General features: G+C 32.8%; 13 protein-coding genes. 3 read left to right on the top strand and 10 right to left on the bottom strand.

What is annotated here, in order from left to right:
• Window positions 1–159 precede the first annotated feature (159 nt).
• The 6 genes from MK119_RS05095 to MK119_RS05070 form a co-directional block, all read right to left on the bottom strand.
• Entirely contained in the window at window positions 160–2,940 is a 2,781-nt protein-coding gene (locus MK119_RS05095; RefSeq protein ID WP_290671511.1) for a bifunctional aconitate hydratase 2/2-methylisocitrate dehydratase, read from the bottom strand.
• 516 nt (window positions 2,941–3,456) lie between these two features.
• Window positions 3,457–4,407, bottom strand: coding sequence for a DUF6438 domain-containing protein (locus MK119_RS05090; protein WP_290671509.1), 951 nt, complete (start codon window positions 4,405–4,407; stop codon window positions 3,457–3,459).
• Between the two features lie 135 nt (window positions 4,408–4,542).
• Window positions 4,543–5,496: a MoxR family ATPase gene (locus MK119_RS05085; protein WP_290671507.1), complete on the bottom strand. Its 954-nt coding sequence runs from the start codon at window positions 5,494–5,496 to the stop codon at window positions 4,543–4,545.
• A 7-nt stretch (window positions 5,497–5,503) separates the two neighbouring features.
• Window positions 5,504–6,925 (bottom strand): peptidylprolyl isomerase, encoded by a 1,422-nt coding sequence (locus MK119_RS05080; protein ID WP_290671505.1) that lies wholly within the window; start codon window positions 6,923–6,925, stop codon window positions 5,504–5,506.
• 1 nt (window position 6,926) lies between these two features.
• A complete protein-coding gene (locus tag MK119_RS05075) occupies window positions 6,927–7,775 on the bottom strand; it encodes a peptidyl-prolyl cis-trans isomerase (RefSeq protein WP_290671503.1) in 849 nt (282 codons plus the stop codon).
• A gap of 5 nt (window positions 7,776–7,780) precedes the next feature.
• Window positions 7,781–9,763: a peptidylprolyl isomerase gene (locus MK119_RS05070; RefSeq protein WP_290671501.1), complete on the bottom strand. Its 1,983-nt coding sequence runs from the start codon at window positions 9,761–9,763 to the stop codon at window positions 7,781–7,783.
• Between the two features lie 256 nt (window positions 9,764–10,019).
• On the opposite strand from MK119_RS05070, the gene MK119_RS05065 reads away from it, so the two are divergent.
• From MK119_RS05065 to MK119_RS05055, 3 genes are all read left to right on the top strand, one after another.
• On the top strand, window positions 10,020–10,760 hold the full coding sequence (locus tag MK119_RS05065; protein WP_290671499.1) for a T9SS type A sorting domain-containing protein: 741 nt from the start codon (window positions 10,020–10,022) through the stop codon (window positions 10,758–10,760).
• Window positions 10,761–10,869: 109 nt separating this feature from the next.
• On the top strand, window positions 10,870–11,106 hold the full coding sequence (locus MK119_RS05060) for a hypothetical protein (protein WP_290671497.1): 237 nt from the start codon (window positions 10,870–10,872) through the stop codon (window positions 11,104–11,106).
• Between the two features lie 109 nt (window positions 11,107–11,215).
• Window positions 11,216–11,737: an OmpH family outer membrane protein gene (locus tag MK119_RS05055; protein WP_290671495.1), complete on the top strand. Its 522-nt coding sequence runs from the start codon at window positions 11,216–11,218 to the stop codon at window positions 11,735–11,737.
• 362 nt (window positions 11,738–12,099) lie between these two features.
• On the opposite strand, the gene guaB is transcribed toward MK119_RS05055, so the two are convergent.
• The 4 genes from guaB to MK119_RS05035 all read right to left on the bottom strand — a co-directional run bounded on the left by guaB (window position 12,100) and on the right by MK119_RS05035 (window position 16,323).
• Entirely contained in the window at window positions 12,100–13,581 is a 1,482-nt protein-coding gene (gene guaB, locus MK119_RS05050) for an IMP dehydrogenase (protein ID WP_290671493.1), read from the bottom strand.
• A 108-nt stretch (window positions 13,582–13,689) separates the two neighbouring features.
• Window positions 13,690–14,553, bottom strand: coding sequence for a hydroxymethylglutaryl-CoA lyase (locus tag MK119_RS05045; RefSeq protein ID WP_290671491.1), 864 nt, complete (start codon window positions 14,551–14,553; stop codon window positions 13,690–13,692).
• A gap of 60 nt (window positions 14,554–14,613) precedes the next feature.
• Window positions 14,614–15,354, bottom strand: a complete 741-nt coding sequence (locus MK119_RS05040) for a hypothetical protein (RefSeq protein WP_290671489.1) — start codon at window positions 15,352–15,354, stop codon at window positions 14,614–14,616.
• A gap of 345 nt (window positions 15,355–15,699) precedes the next feature.
• Window positions 15,700–16,323, bottom strand: coding sequence for a LysE family translocator (locus MK119_RS05035; RefSeq protein ID WP_290671487.1), 624 nt, complete (start codon window positions 16,321–16,323; stop codon window positions 15,700–15,702).
• Window position 16,324 lies beyond the last annotated feature (1 nt).

The following is a 16,324-nucleotide window of genomic DNA, read 5'->3' as shown; positions in this document are numbered from 1 at the left end:
CGCTTCTTGCAATTTAGCAAAAAATAAAAATTGAAATCATCAAGTTCCTTTATATATAATCATCCTAAATAACAACATTTCGACGGCTCTTAATATGATGAGTAAAAATAAAAAAGCCTGAGTAAATTTACTCAGGCTTCAATTATAATACAGGCGAAATTATGACATCACTAATTGTTTTTGTGACGGTTTGAATTTCGTCAATACAATTCCATCTACAGCTGCTTGATATTCTTCTAGTGTTGGCGTTCTTCCTAAAATTGTAGATAAAACTACAACTGGCGTAGATGATAATAATGATTCTCCTTTTTTACCATCTTTATCTCTAACTACACGACCTTGAAATAAACGTGTAGAAGTAGCCATTACTGTATCTCCTGGTTCTGCTTTTTCTTGATTCCCCATGCATAAATTACAGCCTGGACGTTCTAAATACAATACGTTTTCATATTTAGTTCTAGCTGTTCCTTTTGGCGCATTATCATCAAACACAAAACCAGAATATTTAGCTAATACATCCCAATCCCCTTCTGCTTTTAATTCATCCACGATATTATAGGTAGGAGGAGCTACAACTAATGGAGCATTAAACTTAACTTCACCATATTGTGCTTCAATATTCTTTAGCATTTGTGCTAAAATTTTCATATCACCTTTGTGAATCATACAAGATCCCACAAATCCTAAATCTACTTTCTTTGTTCCTTCATAAAATGATAATGGTTGAATATTATCATGCGTATAACGCTTAGAAACATCTTCATTGTTTACATCTGGATCAGCAATCATTGGTTCAACAATTTTATCTAAGTCTATCACTACCTCAGCATAATATTTTGCATCAGCATCTGGTTTTAATGCTGGTCTCGAACCTGATTGAAGCTCGGCAATACGATTATTAGCTTTGTCAATTAAACCTTGTAATACTTGCTTCTCATTGTCCATTCCTTTATCAATCATAATTTGGATACGATCTCTTGAAATTTCTAATGATTCAATCAATGTTTCATCTTCTGAAATACAGATAGAAGCTTTCGCTTTCATTTCTGCTGTCCAATCTGTAAATGTAAATGCCTGATCTGAGGTTAATGTTCCAATATGTACTTCAATAATTTTTCCTTGAAAAACATTTTCCCCTTCAAATTGATCTAACATTTGCTGTTGTGTAGCATGAACTACATCTCGGAAATCCATATAAGGAACCATATTTCCTTTGAATGTTACTTTTACTGATTGAGGAATTGGCATGGTTGCTTCACCAGTTGCTAATGCTAATGCAACAGTACCTGAATCAGCTCCAAATGCTACACCCTTCGCCATACGTGTATGCGAATCACCACCAATAATCTCATCCCAATCATCAACTGCAATATCATTTAGCACTTTATGAATGACATCTGTCATTGCATGATATTTTCCTTTAGGATCACGTCCTGTAATTAATCCAAAGTCATTCATAAACTTCATTAATCTTGGAATATTTGCTTTAGATTTATCATCCCAAACAGAAGCTGTATGACATCCTGATTGATATCCTGCATCTACAATTGGAGAAATGATTGTTGCCGCCATCATTTCTAATTCTTGAGAAGTCATTAATCCTGTAGTATCCTGAGAACCTACAATATTTACTTCTACACGAACATTAGATCCAGTATGTAATGTTTTTCCTGGTGTAGTTCCAACAGCATTTTTGTTGAATATCTTTTCTACTGCTGTTAATCCTTGTCCTTCAATAGAAATTTCTTTGGAAGGCGCATATACTTGAGGCACATCTATTCCTAGAACTTTACAAGCAAATGTTTGTAGTTTTTTACCAAAAACTACGGCATACGAACCACCAGCTTTGATAAATTCCATTTTTTGCGGTGTTAATGCAGCAGAGATATCTTTTAATTCGTATTTACCATTGTATAACTTTTTCTCTTTTGTATTAATGGTAAGTACTGTTCCCGTTCTTACAGAATATACTTCTTCTAAAACTGGCTCTCCATCTTGATCTACAACCGTTTTTCCGTTCTCATCTTTTTGTTTTACCCAGTTTTTTAGGTCAATTCCAATTCCTCCAGTTACACCAACAGTTGTTAAGAAAATTGGAGCAATTCCATTAGTACCAGCAATTACAGGTGCAATATTGATAAATGGTACATACGGACTTGAAGAGACTCCTGTCCACAAGGCTACATTATTGACACCCGACATTCTTGACGAACCAACTCCCATTGTACCTTTTTCTGCAATTAGCATGATACGTTTATCTGGGTGCTGTTCTTTTAATGCCAATACTTCTTGTTGCATTTCTTTGTTGTGCTCAAAAATAGATTGACCGTGTAATTCACGATCTGATCTTGAGTGTGCATCTGCTCCTGGTGATAATAAATCTGTTGAAATATCTCCAATACCAGCAATATAGGTTACTACTTCAATTTCTTCATCAACCTCTGGTAATTTGGTAAAGAATTCTGCCTGTGCATAGCTTTCTATGATTTCTTTTGCAATTGCATTTCCAGCCTTCATGGCATCTTCTAAACGCTCTGTATCTGCTTCATAAAGAAAAACTTGTGTTTTTAATACTTTACAAGCTTCTTTAGAAATTGTTTCACCATTTCCTAAAGCTAAATCAAGTAATACCTCAATCGAAGGTCCTCCTTTCATGTTCGATAATTGCTCAAATGCAAAATCAGGTGTGATTTCTTCTACAGTAGCTTCTCCAAGAATTATTTCTTTTAAGAATTTAGCTTTAACACCTGCGGCACTTGTAGTACCGGGCAGCGTATTGTAGATAAAAAAGTGTAGCGATTCTTTTCTGTTTGGATTATTTACATCTTTGATTTGTGTAATGATTTCGCTCAATAATTCAGCGCCATCAATTGGTTTTGGATGTAATCCTTGCTTTTTTCGTTCTTCGATTTCATTTAGGTAATCTTGATAAGTATTCATATAAGATTTCTTTTTCAGTAAATATTAAATAGATACTTTCTAAAACAACCAGTTTGTTGATTTTTCTTTTCTAATAATATGAATTACACCTTCTTTCAAAAGACACATTTTACCTATAATTCTATTCACTTTACCAGTGATTTTTCTAATTACATAAGCAAAACAGAAGGTATCATATTAATATCCAGATCGTTGCGTTTTTTAGTGTTTTGAAAGTTCTGCGAAATTACGAAATTTTATTGATTTTTAAAAGATTAACAATATCCGTTTGCTTTTAACTAAATATTTTTATCAAAAATTTGATTTTACTGAAAAATATTCAATATTATATATTTTAAAAGCTTCTTGTTACGAATTTCGTAATTTGAAGCCTTATTTTTTTAGATAGTTACAAAGTTTCGTAAAAAAGCTGTGTTTTTTTTGTGGATTCTAAAAAAATATGCTGATTTGTACTTTTGAAATTTATGTTAAAATGATGGTTTTGAAGAGACTTGCTTAGCATTAACAAACTTTCTATTATTTTATCTCGCTGCCAATTTGCTTGAGTTTATTATAGATAACTCTTAAGTTATAAGTTCCCATAAGACCATAATCATAAATTTCTTTGATATCACCATTTTTGAAAATAACTTTGAGATTTACTGCAGGATTATCAGTCGCGTTTATATAATAATTATTTTTTAGGTTTTTAACATCTGTATATTCAATGAGTGCAAATAATTCTTCTACTTGCTTTGAGTCTAGTTTTAGATTTTTTCGTCCTGTAAAATTGGTAAATCGTTTACCATTATATTCTAGTGTACCATTTGAAGATATTTTTAATTCAAATACAGGACAACTTCCATAACAAGGAGTTGTTTCAAAGTGAACTTCTTTAATTTCGTTTTTTAATTGTTGTTTATTAGGATTAAATTCCACAAAGGCTCCAAATTTTACTTCCAAAGTATCAAGTCGAAACTGAATATCACGAACAACCTCAATCATTTTCTTCTTTTCTCGATCGTATACAAAGTCTTTTTGATTTTTTTTAATAATGACGTTTTTAGAGTTCTCAGTAGTATATGGTGGTAACTTTATTTCGCGAATAAACATAGTTTTATTATCAGTTTGCTTCATTGCTACTGAGGCTAGTTCTTCACCTTCCAAAGCTCTATTAACATCCAACATTTTTATTTCTTCATAGATAGTATTACCTCTATTTACAATGAAAATTGGATCTCCTATATAATCAATTACTAAGTCAGTAGTTCCATTATTATCTAAATCTATTTTTTGAACAACTTCATTAAAATCCTCCGTGTCTATTTCGTCTTCTCCTTCAAAAACTGAATCAAATGTGTATTTCTTACTTATTTCTTTTTGAAGAAATGCAGCGACTTCTTTAAATGTTTTTAATTTTTGGATGGTTTGCGCATACGTAATGCTCGAAGTAAAAAATAATAATGCTAGTAGAGTTCCTTTGTTCATTTAATCATGTTTGTATGTAAGATACAACGATCTATCAATTTTTTAAAATTTAATCTCCGCTATTTGTTCATGATTTTAAACAAAAAAATCACAAACTAAGGCTTGTGATTTTTTATATTTTGTGTGTTTATTATTCTAAAATAAACTCTCAATTATTTTTTCTATCGTAATTCCTTCCGCTTCTGCTTTGTAGTTTCTGATAACTCTGTGCGATAAAATTCCAATGGCAACTGCTTGCACATCTTCAATATCTGGAGAAAATTTCCCATTGATTGCCGCATGCGCTTTTGCTGCTAAGATTAGGTTTTGCGAAGCTCTTGGTCCTGCTCCCCAATCAACATATTGCTTTACAATATCAATGGCACTTGCTTCTTTTGGTCGTGTTTTAGAAACCAAACGTACTGCATACTCTATTACATTATCCGCTACTGGAATTTTACGAATAAGCTGTTGAATTTTTATGATTTCTTGTGCGTTGAATAATGCTTTTACAGAAGCTTCTACGTCTGTAGTTGTTGCTTTTACTACTTCAACTTCTTCTGCAAATGTTGGATATGTTAAGTGAATGGCAAACATAAAACGGTCTAACTGCGCTTCTGGTAACGGATAGGTTCCTTCTTGCTCAATTGGGTTTTGCGTTGCCAATACAAAGTATGGTAAATCTAATTTATAATGATGTCCAGCCACAGTTACGGCACGTTCCTGCATCGCTTCTAATAAAGCAGCTTGCGTTTTTGGAGGCGTACGATTGATCTCATCTGCCAAAATGATATTGGCAAAAATAGGTCCTTTGATGAATTTAAAGTTTCGAGATTCATCTAAGATTTCACTTCCCAAGATATCACTTGGCATTAAATCTGGTGTAAACTGAATACGTTTAAAATCTAATCCTAAAGTTGTGGCAATTGTATTTACCATTAACGTTTTTGCTAATCCAGGAACACCAATCAATAGCGCATGTCCGCCAGAAAATATAGAGAGTAATATTTGATCTATTACTTTTTCTTGACCAACAATTATTTTAGAGATTTCATTCTTGAGTTCCTTGTGTTTTTTTACAAGGTTTTCAATAGCAGCAACGTCTGACATAGAATTATTATTTTTTTAACCAGTTATTTTGAAATTCGCAGTTGCGATTTTCTGAATTTACATTGATGTAGGTATCTTCAATCTTTTGTTTGATCCACTTTCCAACTTCTTTAAGTTGTTTTTCTTTGAGTGCTAAACTTTTGATTTTAATGTAGTCTTTAGAATAATCTGCTACGTGTTCATCGAAACGATTGGTCACTTTAAGTAGTTTGAATCTTTTTTGACCTGTACGTGTTTCATCAATTAAAGGGATTGAGATTTCATCTCCTTTTAATGGTTCAATTTGCGAGTATTGCTCTGGATCCATTTTTGTTAACTCAAAACGTGTGTCAAAAGTTGCAGGATTGATCAATTTTCCACCGTTATTACGTGTTTCTTTATCATCTGAGAAAGAACGTGCAGCTTCTTCAAAAGTCAATTCTCCTGCTACAATACGTGTACGTAAGGTATCTATTTCTTTACGAGCTTCTTCTAATCTGTCATTTGTAACTTCTGGAATTAATAGAATATGACGAACATCTCTTTCCTGTCCACGCACTTTATCCACCATAACAATATGCCATCCAAATTCAGTTTCAAACGGATCAGAAATTTCTCCTTGTTGTAACGAGAATGCCACATCTTTAAATTCTTTTGCTAAAGACATTCTTTTGTTAATTGGCATTAAACCTCCTTGACGTCCAGAAGCTCTATCTTTAGAATATAGAATGGCTTTGGTACCAAAACTTGATCCTCCTTCTACTTCTGCTTTGATGTCTTTTAGTTTTTGAATCACTTTATTTACTGCTTCTTCAGAAGGTTCTGGAGCAATGATAATTTGAGATACTTCTAATTCAACTCCAATTACAGGACGTTGATCTACAGGTATTTTTTCAAAAAACTGACGTACTTCTTCTGGTGTAATTTCAACATCTCGTACTACTTTTGACTGCATTCTATTTGTTAAGAATTGTACTTTCGTAATTTCTGTCAAACGCTTTCGAAGTGTTGCTTCATCTTCTATCGCATAAAACTTCAATAAGTTTTCCATTCCTCCAGTTTGTTGACTAAAATATTCAATGTTTTGATTTACACGATCTCTTATTTCCCCTGGTGAAACCTCAATACTATCTTGTATTGCTTGGTGCGCATATAATTTGTCTTCCATTAATTTTCCAAGCAAACCACATTTTGTTAAATCTGCTGAAGAAACACCTTGTTGTTTTAAGTCTAATAAAAATTTATCAACATCAGAATCTAAAATGACAAAGTCACCAACTACCGCGGCAACACCATCAATTTTAACACGTTGTGTGTTTGGTGTTGTAGAGTCTTTCACTTGTGTTTTCGCTTCCGTCATGGTTTCAGAAACCATTGTTGCATCTTCCTTTTCTTGCGCTTGCATTCCAAATGCTACAAGCAGCATAAGTACATATATACTTCGCTTCATGTTATTTATAAGTTTCAAACTGTTTTTGCTTAATTGCATCTTTTGTGATGTCTTTTTCTAATTTTCTGATATATTCAAGCTTGCGCTTGTTGAGAATGATTTGTCGAACAGTAGGGCGGACATACGCGAGCGGCGCAATATCATTTCTACCTATTTTATCTTCAATTTGCACCAAATATAGTTCTAATGAATCTTCTATTTGAGAAAATTGTGATTTTTTTAAGTATTTATCTTTGTTTTCGTTAGTTATGACCGGAATTTTGTTAAAAATTTGTGTCTGTTTTACCCAAATAGAATCGTTTAATGAGTAGTTATTGAATTGAATTGCTAGCGAATCTAAAACAATTTTATCTTCTTCATCAAAACGTTCAAAGCGCTTCGTGATTTCTTCTATGTTAGAGTTGTCTTTTGCGATGTTAATGTAGCGTAACTTAAGTAACTCTTCATTTAGTTTGAAATTTTCTTTATTTGCGGTATAATACTTTGCTTCGTCAAAACCAGTTACCATCGTATCTATAGATTGTTTTACGATAGCTTCTTTGTAAGCCTCAATGTATAAATCATTTCGATATTCTTCTACCAATTCTTCAAACGCATCTTGTTTTTCTTGTGGAAGATTGATTTTGGCTCTTTGAATGAAGAGTTCTTGTGTTGCCCATCGATCTATATAATTACTAACAATGATACTGCTGTCTTGCGCAGATATATTATCAGAAATTAATGGTGTAATATCACTTTTATACAAGTAACTTTCACCTACTCTAGCAACAGGTTCATTTACTTCCGTAGTTTGGAAGTATTCACAGGAAATACATAGAAAGATCGCAATTATGACACTTAGTTTTCTCAATATGATTATTTTACGAGTTTTTCTAGTCTACGATAGGTTCGCTTGTTAATTTTTACTTTGTAGTTATTTTTTAAGGTTTTTATCCATTCTTTTTCTAAATGCACTTGATAGTCACTGATAACTTTCCCTTTGATTTCTGAAAGTTCTTTGTAACTCACAGGCATAATTTCATTTGCTTTTATAATGGTAAAGTCTGTATTTCCATCGTTGAAAATTTTAGAAACACCTTTTTCTAGCTTAAAATCTTTTGGCAAGTTTCTGTGTCCTTCTTCGTATACTCCTGGAGAAAATATTACATCAACTTTGCTGTCTTGATTGATTGCTTGTTTGATTTCATCTAATGATTTTCCTTCTTTTAAGAGTTGTTGCACTTTTTTAGCAGCTTCTTCTTTTGTACAAGAAGCTATTACTCCTTCTACACGCTTTTTCCATTTGTAGTTTTCTTTTTCTGCATTGAAGAACTTTTCTAGGCCAAGCGTATCTGTTTTTGCCTTTTCCCAGATTTCTGTTTCCATCAAATCAAACAATAACAAACCATCGCGATATTCACCATAGATAGCCGCAAATTCTTCATTGATATTTTCTAAATCACTTTCATAAAAAGTCATCAATCGACCATTCATAAATTCAGTATAGTAACGATTAATAAATCCTTTGGCTTCAGGATTTTTAATCATAGTACGCGCACGTGTTTTTAGTAAATACGTTGCAAATTCGTTATACGTTACTCTGGTATCTTTTACTTGAAATAACGTTTTGTTTAAGAATTCTGTATCTGTTGGCTTTTTCCAGTTGTTACTAAAAAAGGTTTCATCTGCTAATTCGTAAAAGTCCTTTCTCGCATCTTTTCCTTCTTTAATTGTATACGTATTTTTTATTTTTTTAAGAATAGACGAGTTGATCACATTAGCTCTTTTGTCATTCTTTATTTTACGTTCTAAGTTTCCTTTTTCTTGTTCATAGCTTCTCATAGCATGCTTTGAAACCAATTGTACTATGTGCCATCCGAATTCAGATTTGAATGGCTTCGAAATTTCATTTGGTTCTTTTAATGAAAATGCTACTTCTTCAAATACTTTTGAGCGCAAACGTCCACGTCCAAATTTTGGTAATTTTCCATTATTTACACCAGAACTTCTATCTTCTGAAAAACGCTTTGCCAATTTTCCGAAATCTCCTCCAGCTTCAATTTGCGAGTAAATGTCTTTTATTTTTTGAGCTGGATCTTCTTTGTTTTCACCTTCTTTTACATCCAATAATAATATGTGAGCAACAGTAACTTCTCCTACATTGTCACGAATATCTTCTGTTTTTATGATGTGATATCCAAATTGTGTACGAATTGGCATTGAAATCTCACCTACTTTCGTGTTGAAAGCAGCAGATTCAAACGGATATACCATTCTAAACGCTGAGAAGTATCCTAGATTTCCTTTATTTGCTGGATTGTTTTTGTTTCCTTTTGCAGATGGATCATCTGAATTTTTCATAGCCAATTCTCCAAAATCAGCTCCATCAAGAATAGATTTACGAAGTTTCATGATTTTTTCATAAGCAACCAAAGTGTCTTGTGGTGCAGCATCTAGAGATACTTTGATTAAGATATGACTCGCTTTTACTTCTTTTTGCAAACGATCGTACGCTTCTTTTGTCAATTTATCTGTAGCCTGATTGTCTGTAAGATAGTTTCTAGATAATTGTTTTCTGTATCCAGCTAATTCTTTTTTATACGAATCCTTTTCGTTAAGTTTTAAGGTTCTTGCTTCCTTTAACTTTAATTTATATTCAAGAAACAAATCAAAATATTCTTCAATTTCTTTCTGATCTTTCTTGTCAATAATATCAAGGTTTTTTTTGTAAACTCTTGAAAATTCTGAAACATACGTAGGTTCACCGTCAATAGTGAATAATAATTTGTCTCTTTCGGATTGTCCGAAACTTGTGAACGCTACAAAAAGAATCAGTAATAATTGAATACTCTTTTTCATCTATGTTTTTAATTTATCTATTCTTAACAGAAATAATTTGTCAGTTATTGTACTGAGAATTATGACAAACTATATCTAGAATGTTTTTTGAGAAAGACAAAAATAAGAATTCATCAATATTTCACAACTAATTAGGATGTCTATTATTAAATGCCTTTTCATTTTTTTGGCTCAATTATTGGAGTTTTACAAAAAAACAAGAAATTTCAACTTTGATTTTTTATGATTTTGTCTAATTTTATGTAAAGTTTACACTATGAAAAAAAATTACCTTTTAATATTCTTTATGTTGTTGGCAACTGTCTGCTTTTCACAAGAAGAAGTGATAAGTTTTACAGGGTATAATGGTGCGGGAAGCACACAAACAGCCATGACAGCCACAGTGAATGATGTAATTATAATCCGATTTGAAGACACAGACATCATCAATAATTTTTATACTGAGAATCAAAATTCAATTTATATGTATTTAGGATTAACAACCGCCAATGGAAGTTTTCAGGCTGTTCCTGGAGATTTTAATGATTTGAACTGGCAACCAGTATTAAACTTAACGGACGGTAATGCAGTAACTCCTAGTAATACGTATGAAATCACTTTTATACCTGCCTTATTATTTCCTTCTTTAGTAAGTCAAGATGTGTATGGAATCAATTTGTTATTCCAAAACCAATTTGGCGGCGGCGGAAATAATCAAACTGTTGATTTGTACATTGATTTAGTTGATGCTCCTTTGACTCAAACACTAAGTATTACTGATAGCAATCAAAATAAAGTACAGACAAGATATAATGGCGGAAAATTGGAAATTTCTGGAATCTATACAACTTCCAATGTTACTATTTATAATTTATTAGGAAAAAAGGTAGTCGATTTAAGAAATGTTGCTATCAATGGTACTTTCAGTAAATATTTAGATTTACCAAAGAATAATATTTACATCGTGAAAATTTCTTCTCCTGCATTTTCAAAAACGTTTAAAATTGTAGCAAAGTAATTTTAAAACTTAAAATACAAAATACAAAGCAAATGGTATCCATTCGCTTTTTTTATGTTTTCTGAGTTCTTTAATGTAGAGTTGATTATTTTTGCGAAAATTATTAGGAATGGGAAAGGTTAAACTGATTTGGGACTTTAGAGGTCCAGCTGGAAAACTTACTGCGGAACATCATTGTATTCATTTACGCGATTTTATCAAAATGGAAAAGATGCATGGAGAATCGATCAAGGTTGTAGAGTTTTCAGAAATGCATGCAGCTGCCATTATGATTATCAATGAAGAAGATGTTCCATTTATGCGCGAAAAGTTAAGACCACATAGAGGACAACGTGTTGAAGCCTAGTTTTTGCTAAAAAAAGCATGTTAAAAACGTTAATTTTACACAACTTTGTTTTTTTGGTATGATGTTTTCATTACTTTAGCCAACTTTGAAAAACAAAAATTTTAATCTGATGAAAATTAAACATTTACTTTACACATTCGCTATTGTATTTTGTTCTTATACAGCTACTGCTCAAACAAAAGTAGGAACTGTAAATATTAACATTTTAGTTTCTAAATTACCAGAAATTGTAAATGTTAAACAAGGAATGGAAACGTATGAAAAGGAATTGCAAGCTGATTTGAAAGCAAAATTAGATGCATATGGAAAGGAAGTTGAAGAAGCGAATAAAGCTTTTGAAACTATGAGTCAAGAAGATAAGAAGAAAAAGCAACAAGAGATTTTTCAATTAGAAAAAGATATTCAGAAGTTTAGACAAAATGCCGTACAATTAGTACAGCTACGTCAAGACGAATTGATGCGACCACTGTATAAGAAAGTAGGTGATGCAGTTGCACAAGTAGCAAAAACTGAACAGTTCACGCAAGTTTTCACCCTTGATGGAAACGAATTGGCATACGTTGATCCAAAATTTGATATTACATTGAAAACAGCGGCAAAACTTGGTATTAAATTAGAAGAAAAGAAATAAATTCTTTCGTAAAATATTCTAAAGCCTTGTGTTTATTATAAATGCAAGGCTTTTTTTTATGTATATCATCGATCTCAAACTAGTAAGTTTGAGGAGACATTTTCTCTTTTTATTTACCTGATTTACTTCGGCTTACATGTAAGTTTTATTACCTTGATCTCAAATAAAAACCACATACTCGTAAAAAAAAGAAACCCGAAAATGGATTAACTTTACAAATAAGTAATATCCTGAAGGATATAGACAACGTGCATCAACAGATACGAATCCTAGATAAGAAAACTTAAGAATTAAAAAAGGCTGTTTATCATTGAGCAAAGTCAAAGTGCAACAGCCTTTGGTATTTTATGTAGTCTACTCTTTTATCTTCTAGAATAGTTTGGAGCTTCTTTGGTAATAGCAACATCATGTGGATGACTTTCGTTGATTCCACTTGCTGTAATACGCACAAATTGTCCTGATTCTTTTAGAGTTTCAATATCTTTTGCACCGCAATATCCCATTCCTGCACGTAATCCTCCGATAAATTGGTGAATACTTTCGTCTAGATTTCCTTTGTATGGTACACGTCCTACTATTCCTTCTGGAACAAGTTTTTTGATGTCAGCTTCTACATCTTGGAAGTAACGATCTTTTGATCCTTGTTTCATCGCTTCTACAGAACCCATTCCTCGATACGATTTGAATTTTCTTCCTTCGTAAATAATCGTCTCTCCTGGCGATTCTTTTGTTCCTGCTAATAACGATCCTAACATTACAGAATCAGCTCCTGCAGCAATTGCTTTTGGAATGTCTCCTGTATAGCGAATTCCTCCATCAGCTATGACAGGAACTCCACTTCCTTTAATTGCGGCAGCAACTTCTAATACGGCTGAAAATTGTGGAAATCCAACTCCTGCAACAACTCTAGTCGTACAAATAGATCCTGGTCCAATTCCTACTTTTACTGCATCTGCACCAGCTTCTACTAAATAACGAGCCGCAGCACCAGTGGCAATGTTTCCGACAATTACTTCAAGATTTGGAAATTTTGCTTTTACATCTTTAAGTACATTCACCACACCTTTGGTATGTCCGTGTGCAGTATCAATTACAACAGCATCTACTCCTGCATTAACCAACGCTTCTGCTCTTTCTACAGCATCTGCTGTAACTCCTAATGCAGCTGCAACACGTAAACGTCCGTAAGAGTCTTTATTTGCAATTGGTTTTTGTGTTACTTTCGTAATATCTCTAAACGTGATTAATCCTTTTAGTTTGTAATTATCATCTACTATTAAAAGTTTTTCAATCTTATTTTTTTGTAAAATTGCTTCAGCATCTTTTAATGAAGTTCCTTCAGAAGCAGTAACCAAACCATCTTTATCACTCGTCATAACCTCAACAATAGGGCGTTGATTATTGTGTTCAAAACGCAAGTCTCTATTGGTCACAATTCCTTTTAAAGCTCCTTCTTTATCAACAATTGGAATTCCTCCAATACTATGCTCCCGCATACTTGCTTTGGCATCAGCAACAGTAGCTATTAGTGGCAAAGTAACGGGATCGATGATCATTCCACTTTCAGCACGTTTTACTTTTCGTACTTTTTGTGCTTGACGTTCGATCGTCATGTTTTTATGTAAAACACCAATTCCTCCTTCACGTGCCATTGCAATTGCCATGGCAGATTCAGTAACGGTATCCATCGCAGCCGAAATAATCGGAACATTAATGGTTATGTTTTTTGTAAATTTTGTTTGAATATTGACTTCTCTTGGAAGTACTTCGGAATACGCAGGAACTAGTAAGACATCGTCATAAGTTAAACCTTCGCCTAGAATTTTGTTGTTGTGTGCTGTCATTGTGCAATTAAAATATAATTGCGTGCAAATATACTACTTTTTCAACAAATAATACTATTTGGTATTGTACATAACAATTTATTAAAGGTCTAGTATGATTTTTAACAACTAATGATATTGATTGAAAATTTTGGAAGCTTCATTGTAAGAAGATTCAAAGCACATTGCTTGCACATTTGTGTTGATTTTTGTCGCCGTGAAGTAAGAAACCATTTTTTCTGTTGGCATGTTTCCTGTTAGTTCATCTTTTGCCATTGGACAACCGCCAAAACCTTGAATAGCCCCATCAAAACGTCTACAACCTGCTTTGTAAGCCGCATCTACTTTTTCATGCCATGAACTTGGGGTTGTATGTAAATGCGCACCAAATTCAATGTCAGGATATTTAGGGATAAGGTTCGAATATAAATAGTCTATCACTTCTGGGGTTGATGAACCTATTGTATCTGAAAGTGATAGTATTTTAACGCCCATATTAGAAAGTTTTTCTGTCCATTCTCCTACGATTTCTACATTCCAAGGATCTCCATACGGATTTCCAAATCCCATAGACAAATAAGCAACTACTTCTTTATTTGTTTTATCAGCAATGTTTAAAATTTCTTGTAAGGTTTCTATTGATTGCGCTATGGTTTTGTGCGTATTACGCATTTGAAAGTTTTCAGAAATAGAAAATGGATAGCCTAAGTATTGAATTTCAGAATGTATACTTGCATCATTAGCTCCACGAACGTTTGCTACGATCGCCAATAATTTACTTTTAGTTGATGACAAATCTAATTGAGAAAGTACCGTAGCAGTATCAACCATTTGTGGAATGGCTTTTGGCGACACAAAACTTCCAAAGTCAATAGTATCAAAGCCAACACGCAATAGCGATTGAATGTATTGCACTTTTTTTTCTGTTGGAATAAACATCTTGATACCTTGCATAGCATCACGTGGGCATTCTATTATTTTAATGTTTTCCATATAATGTCAAAGATACACAACGAAAACGTTTTAGGAAATGTTTTCGATAACAGATTTTTGCTACAAAAACAACCAAGGCCCTAAGTAATTGAACCACAATACAAACCCAAGTATACTTCCAAAGAAACCAGCCAATATAAAGGTGAATCGATACTTTTTAGGTACAATCATGAAAATTACAAAACTCGCAATGATGGCTCCCAAAATAGCTGTCATGATCGGAATAGTCCATTGATTAAAACCTAAATATGATGAAATTCCGAATTCATCTCCACTAAAATCATTAGTTCCATTGATAAAATAGCTTCCAGCTGCTATGACTGTATTAAATACTTCTCGAAGGACGAACAGCGACATAAATACTGCCAACCAATCAACAATTTTAAAGTTCTCTTGTTTATCAGAACTCCTATAAGCCAAAATGAAAAGACCTATAAAACAGCTTAGAATTGTTTGTACAGGTCCACCTAGTGTTATGTAAAAAGTATGCTCTTGGTCTCTTGGGAATTTTGCTCTTATTTTTTCAAAGAGCCTTTTTGCTTCTTTATTTTGAGCTTCCGTAGGTTCTTGGTCAGGATTCAAATCTTTAAACATATTTCGCCAAGCAATCACATCTTCATCTTCAGAAAACCCTTTGTGATTGTATGACATACTTCCGTAACTAAGTTGAGTTTCATACCCTAAACTTTCAGCCACAGCTATATGCCCTAGTTCATGTGTTTGTGTAGCAATAATCGTGGCAAGGAAGAATTCCAGTGAGAATAGCCAAAACCATCTCCTATAGACATTAAAAAAACGCATTTGATTTTATAAAATTACACTCGTATTTATTGAAACACGATAAGTGTGTCTGTGAATTTAGCTTATTTTTCTGGAACTTGAAGCATATTAACATAGATTAAAACAAATTATCATGAAAAAAAGTATTTAAAGAACTTGAAGTTGAACAAAAAATCTATCGCTGATCTTGATTAAATAAAAACAGGAGAAAATCAAAGTACAAATATTATAGGTGATCTTACTACAATCATTCCTTTTTGTCAAAAGCCTACCACATTATCTTATGCATTAATTTGTGTTACCAAATTGACATACATAGCTGATAACGAATAAAAACATATTGAGGCGAATTCGATTCACCTCTTTTTAATCTGTTAACATAATGTAAACTGCAATTCCAGTAAAGACTGCTATTTGCATCCACTTCATATACTTCCCTATACTTTTATTTTTTTTGATTGATTCTGAGATTTTTCCACCAAAAACTGCAATAGCTCCAAACACAATGAAAGATACTATCATGAAAATGATACCAAGAATATAAAACTGTAAAACTTCACTCATGGTATCACTGAATAAAAATCCTGGGAATAGTGCTAAAAAGAAAAGAGTAACTTTCGGATTCAACACATTCATGATAAAACCTTGCTTGAATAATTCAAAGACAGGTTTTTTAGGGATAGCATCTCCTCCTAATTCAATTTCATCTGAACTTTTAAGTACTTTGTAGGCCAAATACACCAAATACAGTGCTCCCAAAAGCTTAATGGTAAAGAATAATTTGGGATTTTGCTTTAGTATGGTGGAAGCACCAAAAGCTACCAATGTAGTGTGTATGAGACACCCTGTAATTAATCCTGCGACTGTAGCAATTCCATATTTACGACCATTTGCAATACTTTGCATGAGAACATAAATATTATCGGGACCTGGCGAAATTGCCAAAAGTGATGTTGCTGTAATAAATCCTATGAGTATTTCTATATTCAAT

Source organism: Kordia sp. (assembly GCF_022447245.1).
Taxonomy (GTDB): Bacteria; Bacteroidota; Bacteroidia; order Flavobacteriales; family Flavobacteriaceae; genus Kordia.
Note: the sequence above shows the minus strand (reverse complement) of the source record. Positions and strands in the feature narration are given on the sequence as shown.

Excerpts from the sequence above, each read along its gene's own strand:
- MK119_RS05095 (WP_290671511.1), bottom strand. The coding sequence starts at position 2,940 with ATGAATACTTATCAAGATTACCTAAATGAAATCGAAGAACGAAAAAAG.
- MK119_RS05090 (WP_290671509.1), bottom strand. The coding sequence starts at position 4,407 with ATGAACAAAGGAACTCTACTAGCATTATTATTTTTTACTTCGAGCATT.
- MK119_RS05085 (WP_290671507.1), bottom strand. The coding sequence starts at position 5,496 with ATGTCAGACGTTGCTGCTATTGAAAACCTTGTAAAAAAACACAAGGAA.
- MK119_RS05080 (WP_290671505.1), bottom strand. The coding sequence starts at position 6,925 with ATGAAGCGAAGTATATATGTACTTATGCTGCTTGTAGCATTTGGAATG.
- MK119_RS05070 (WP_290671501.1), bottom strand. The coding sequence starts at position 9,763 with ATGAAAAAGAGTATTCAATTATTACTGATTCTTTTTGTAGCGTTCACA.
- MK119_RS05065 (WP_290671499.1), top strand. The coding sequence starts at position 10,020 with ATGAAAAAAAATTACCTTTTAATATTCTTTATGTTGTTGGCAACTGTC.
- MK119_RS05060 (WP_290671497.1), top strand. The coding sequence starts at position 10,870 with ATGGGAAAGGTTAAACTGATTTGGGACTTTAGAGGTCCAGCTGGAAAA.
- MK119_RS05055 (WP_290671495.1), top strand. The coding sequence starts at position 11,216 with ATGAAAATTAAACATTTACTTTACACATTCGCTATTGTATTTTGTTCT.
- guaB (WP_290671493.1), bottom strand. The coding sequence starts at position 13,581 with ATGACAGCACACAACAACAAAATTCTAGGCGAAGGTTTAACTTATGAC.
- MK119_RS05045 (WP_290671491.1), bottom strand. The coding sequence starts at position 14,553 with ATGGAAAACATTAAAATAATAGAATGCCCACGTGATGCTATGCAAGGT.
- MK119_RS05040 (WP_290671489.1), bottom strand. The coding sequence starts at position 15,354 with ATGCGTTTTTTTAATGTCTATAGGAGATGGTTTTGGCTATTCTCACTG.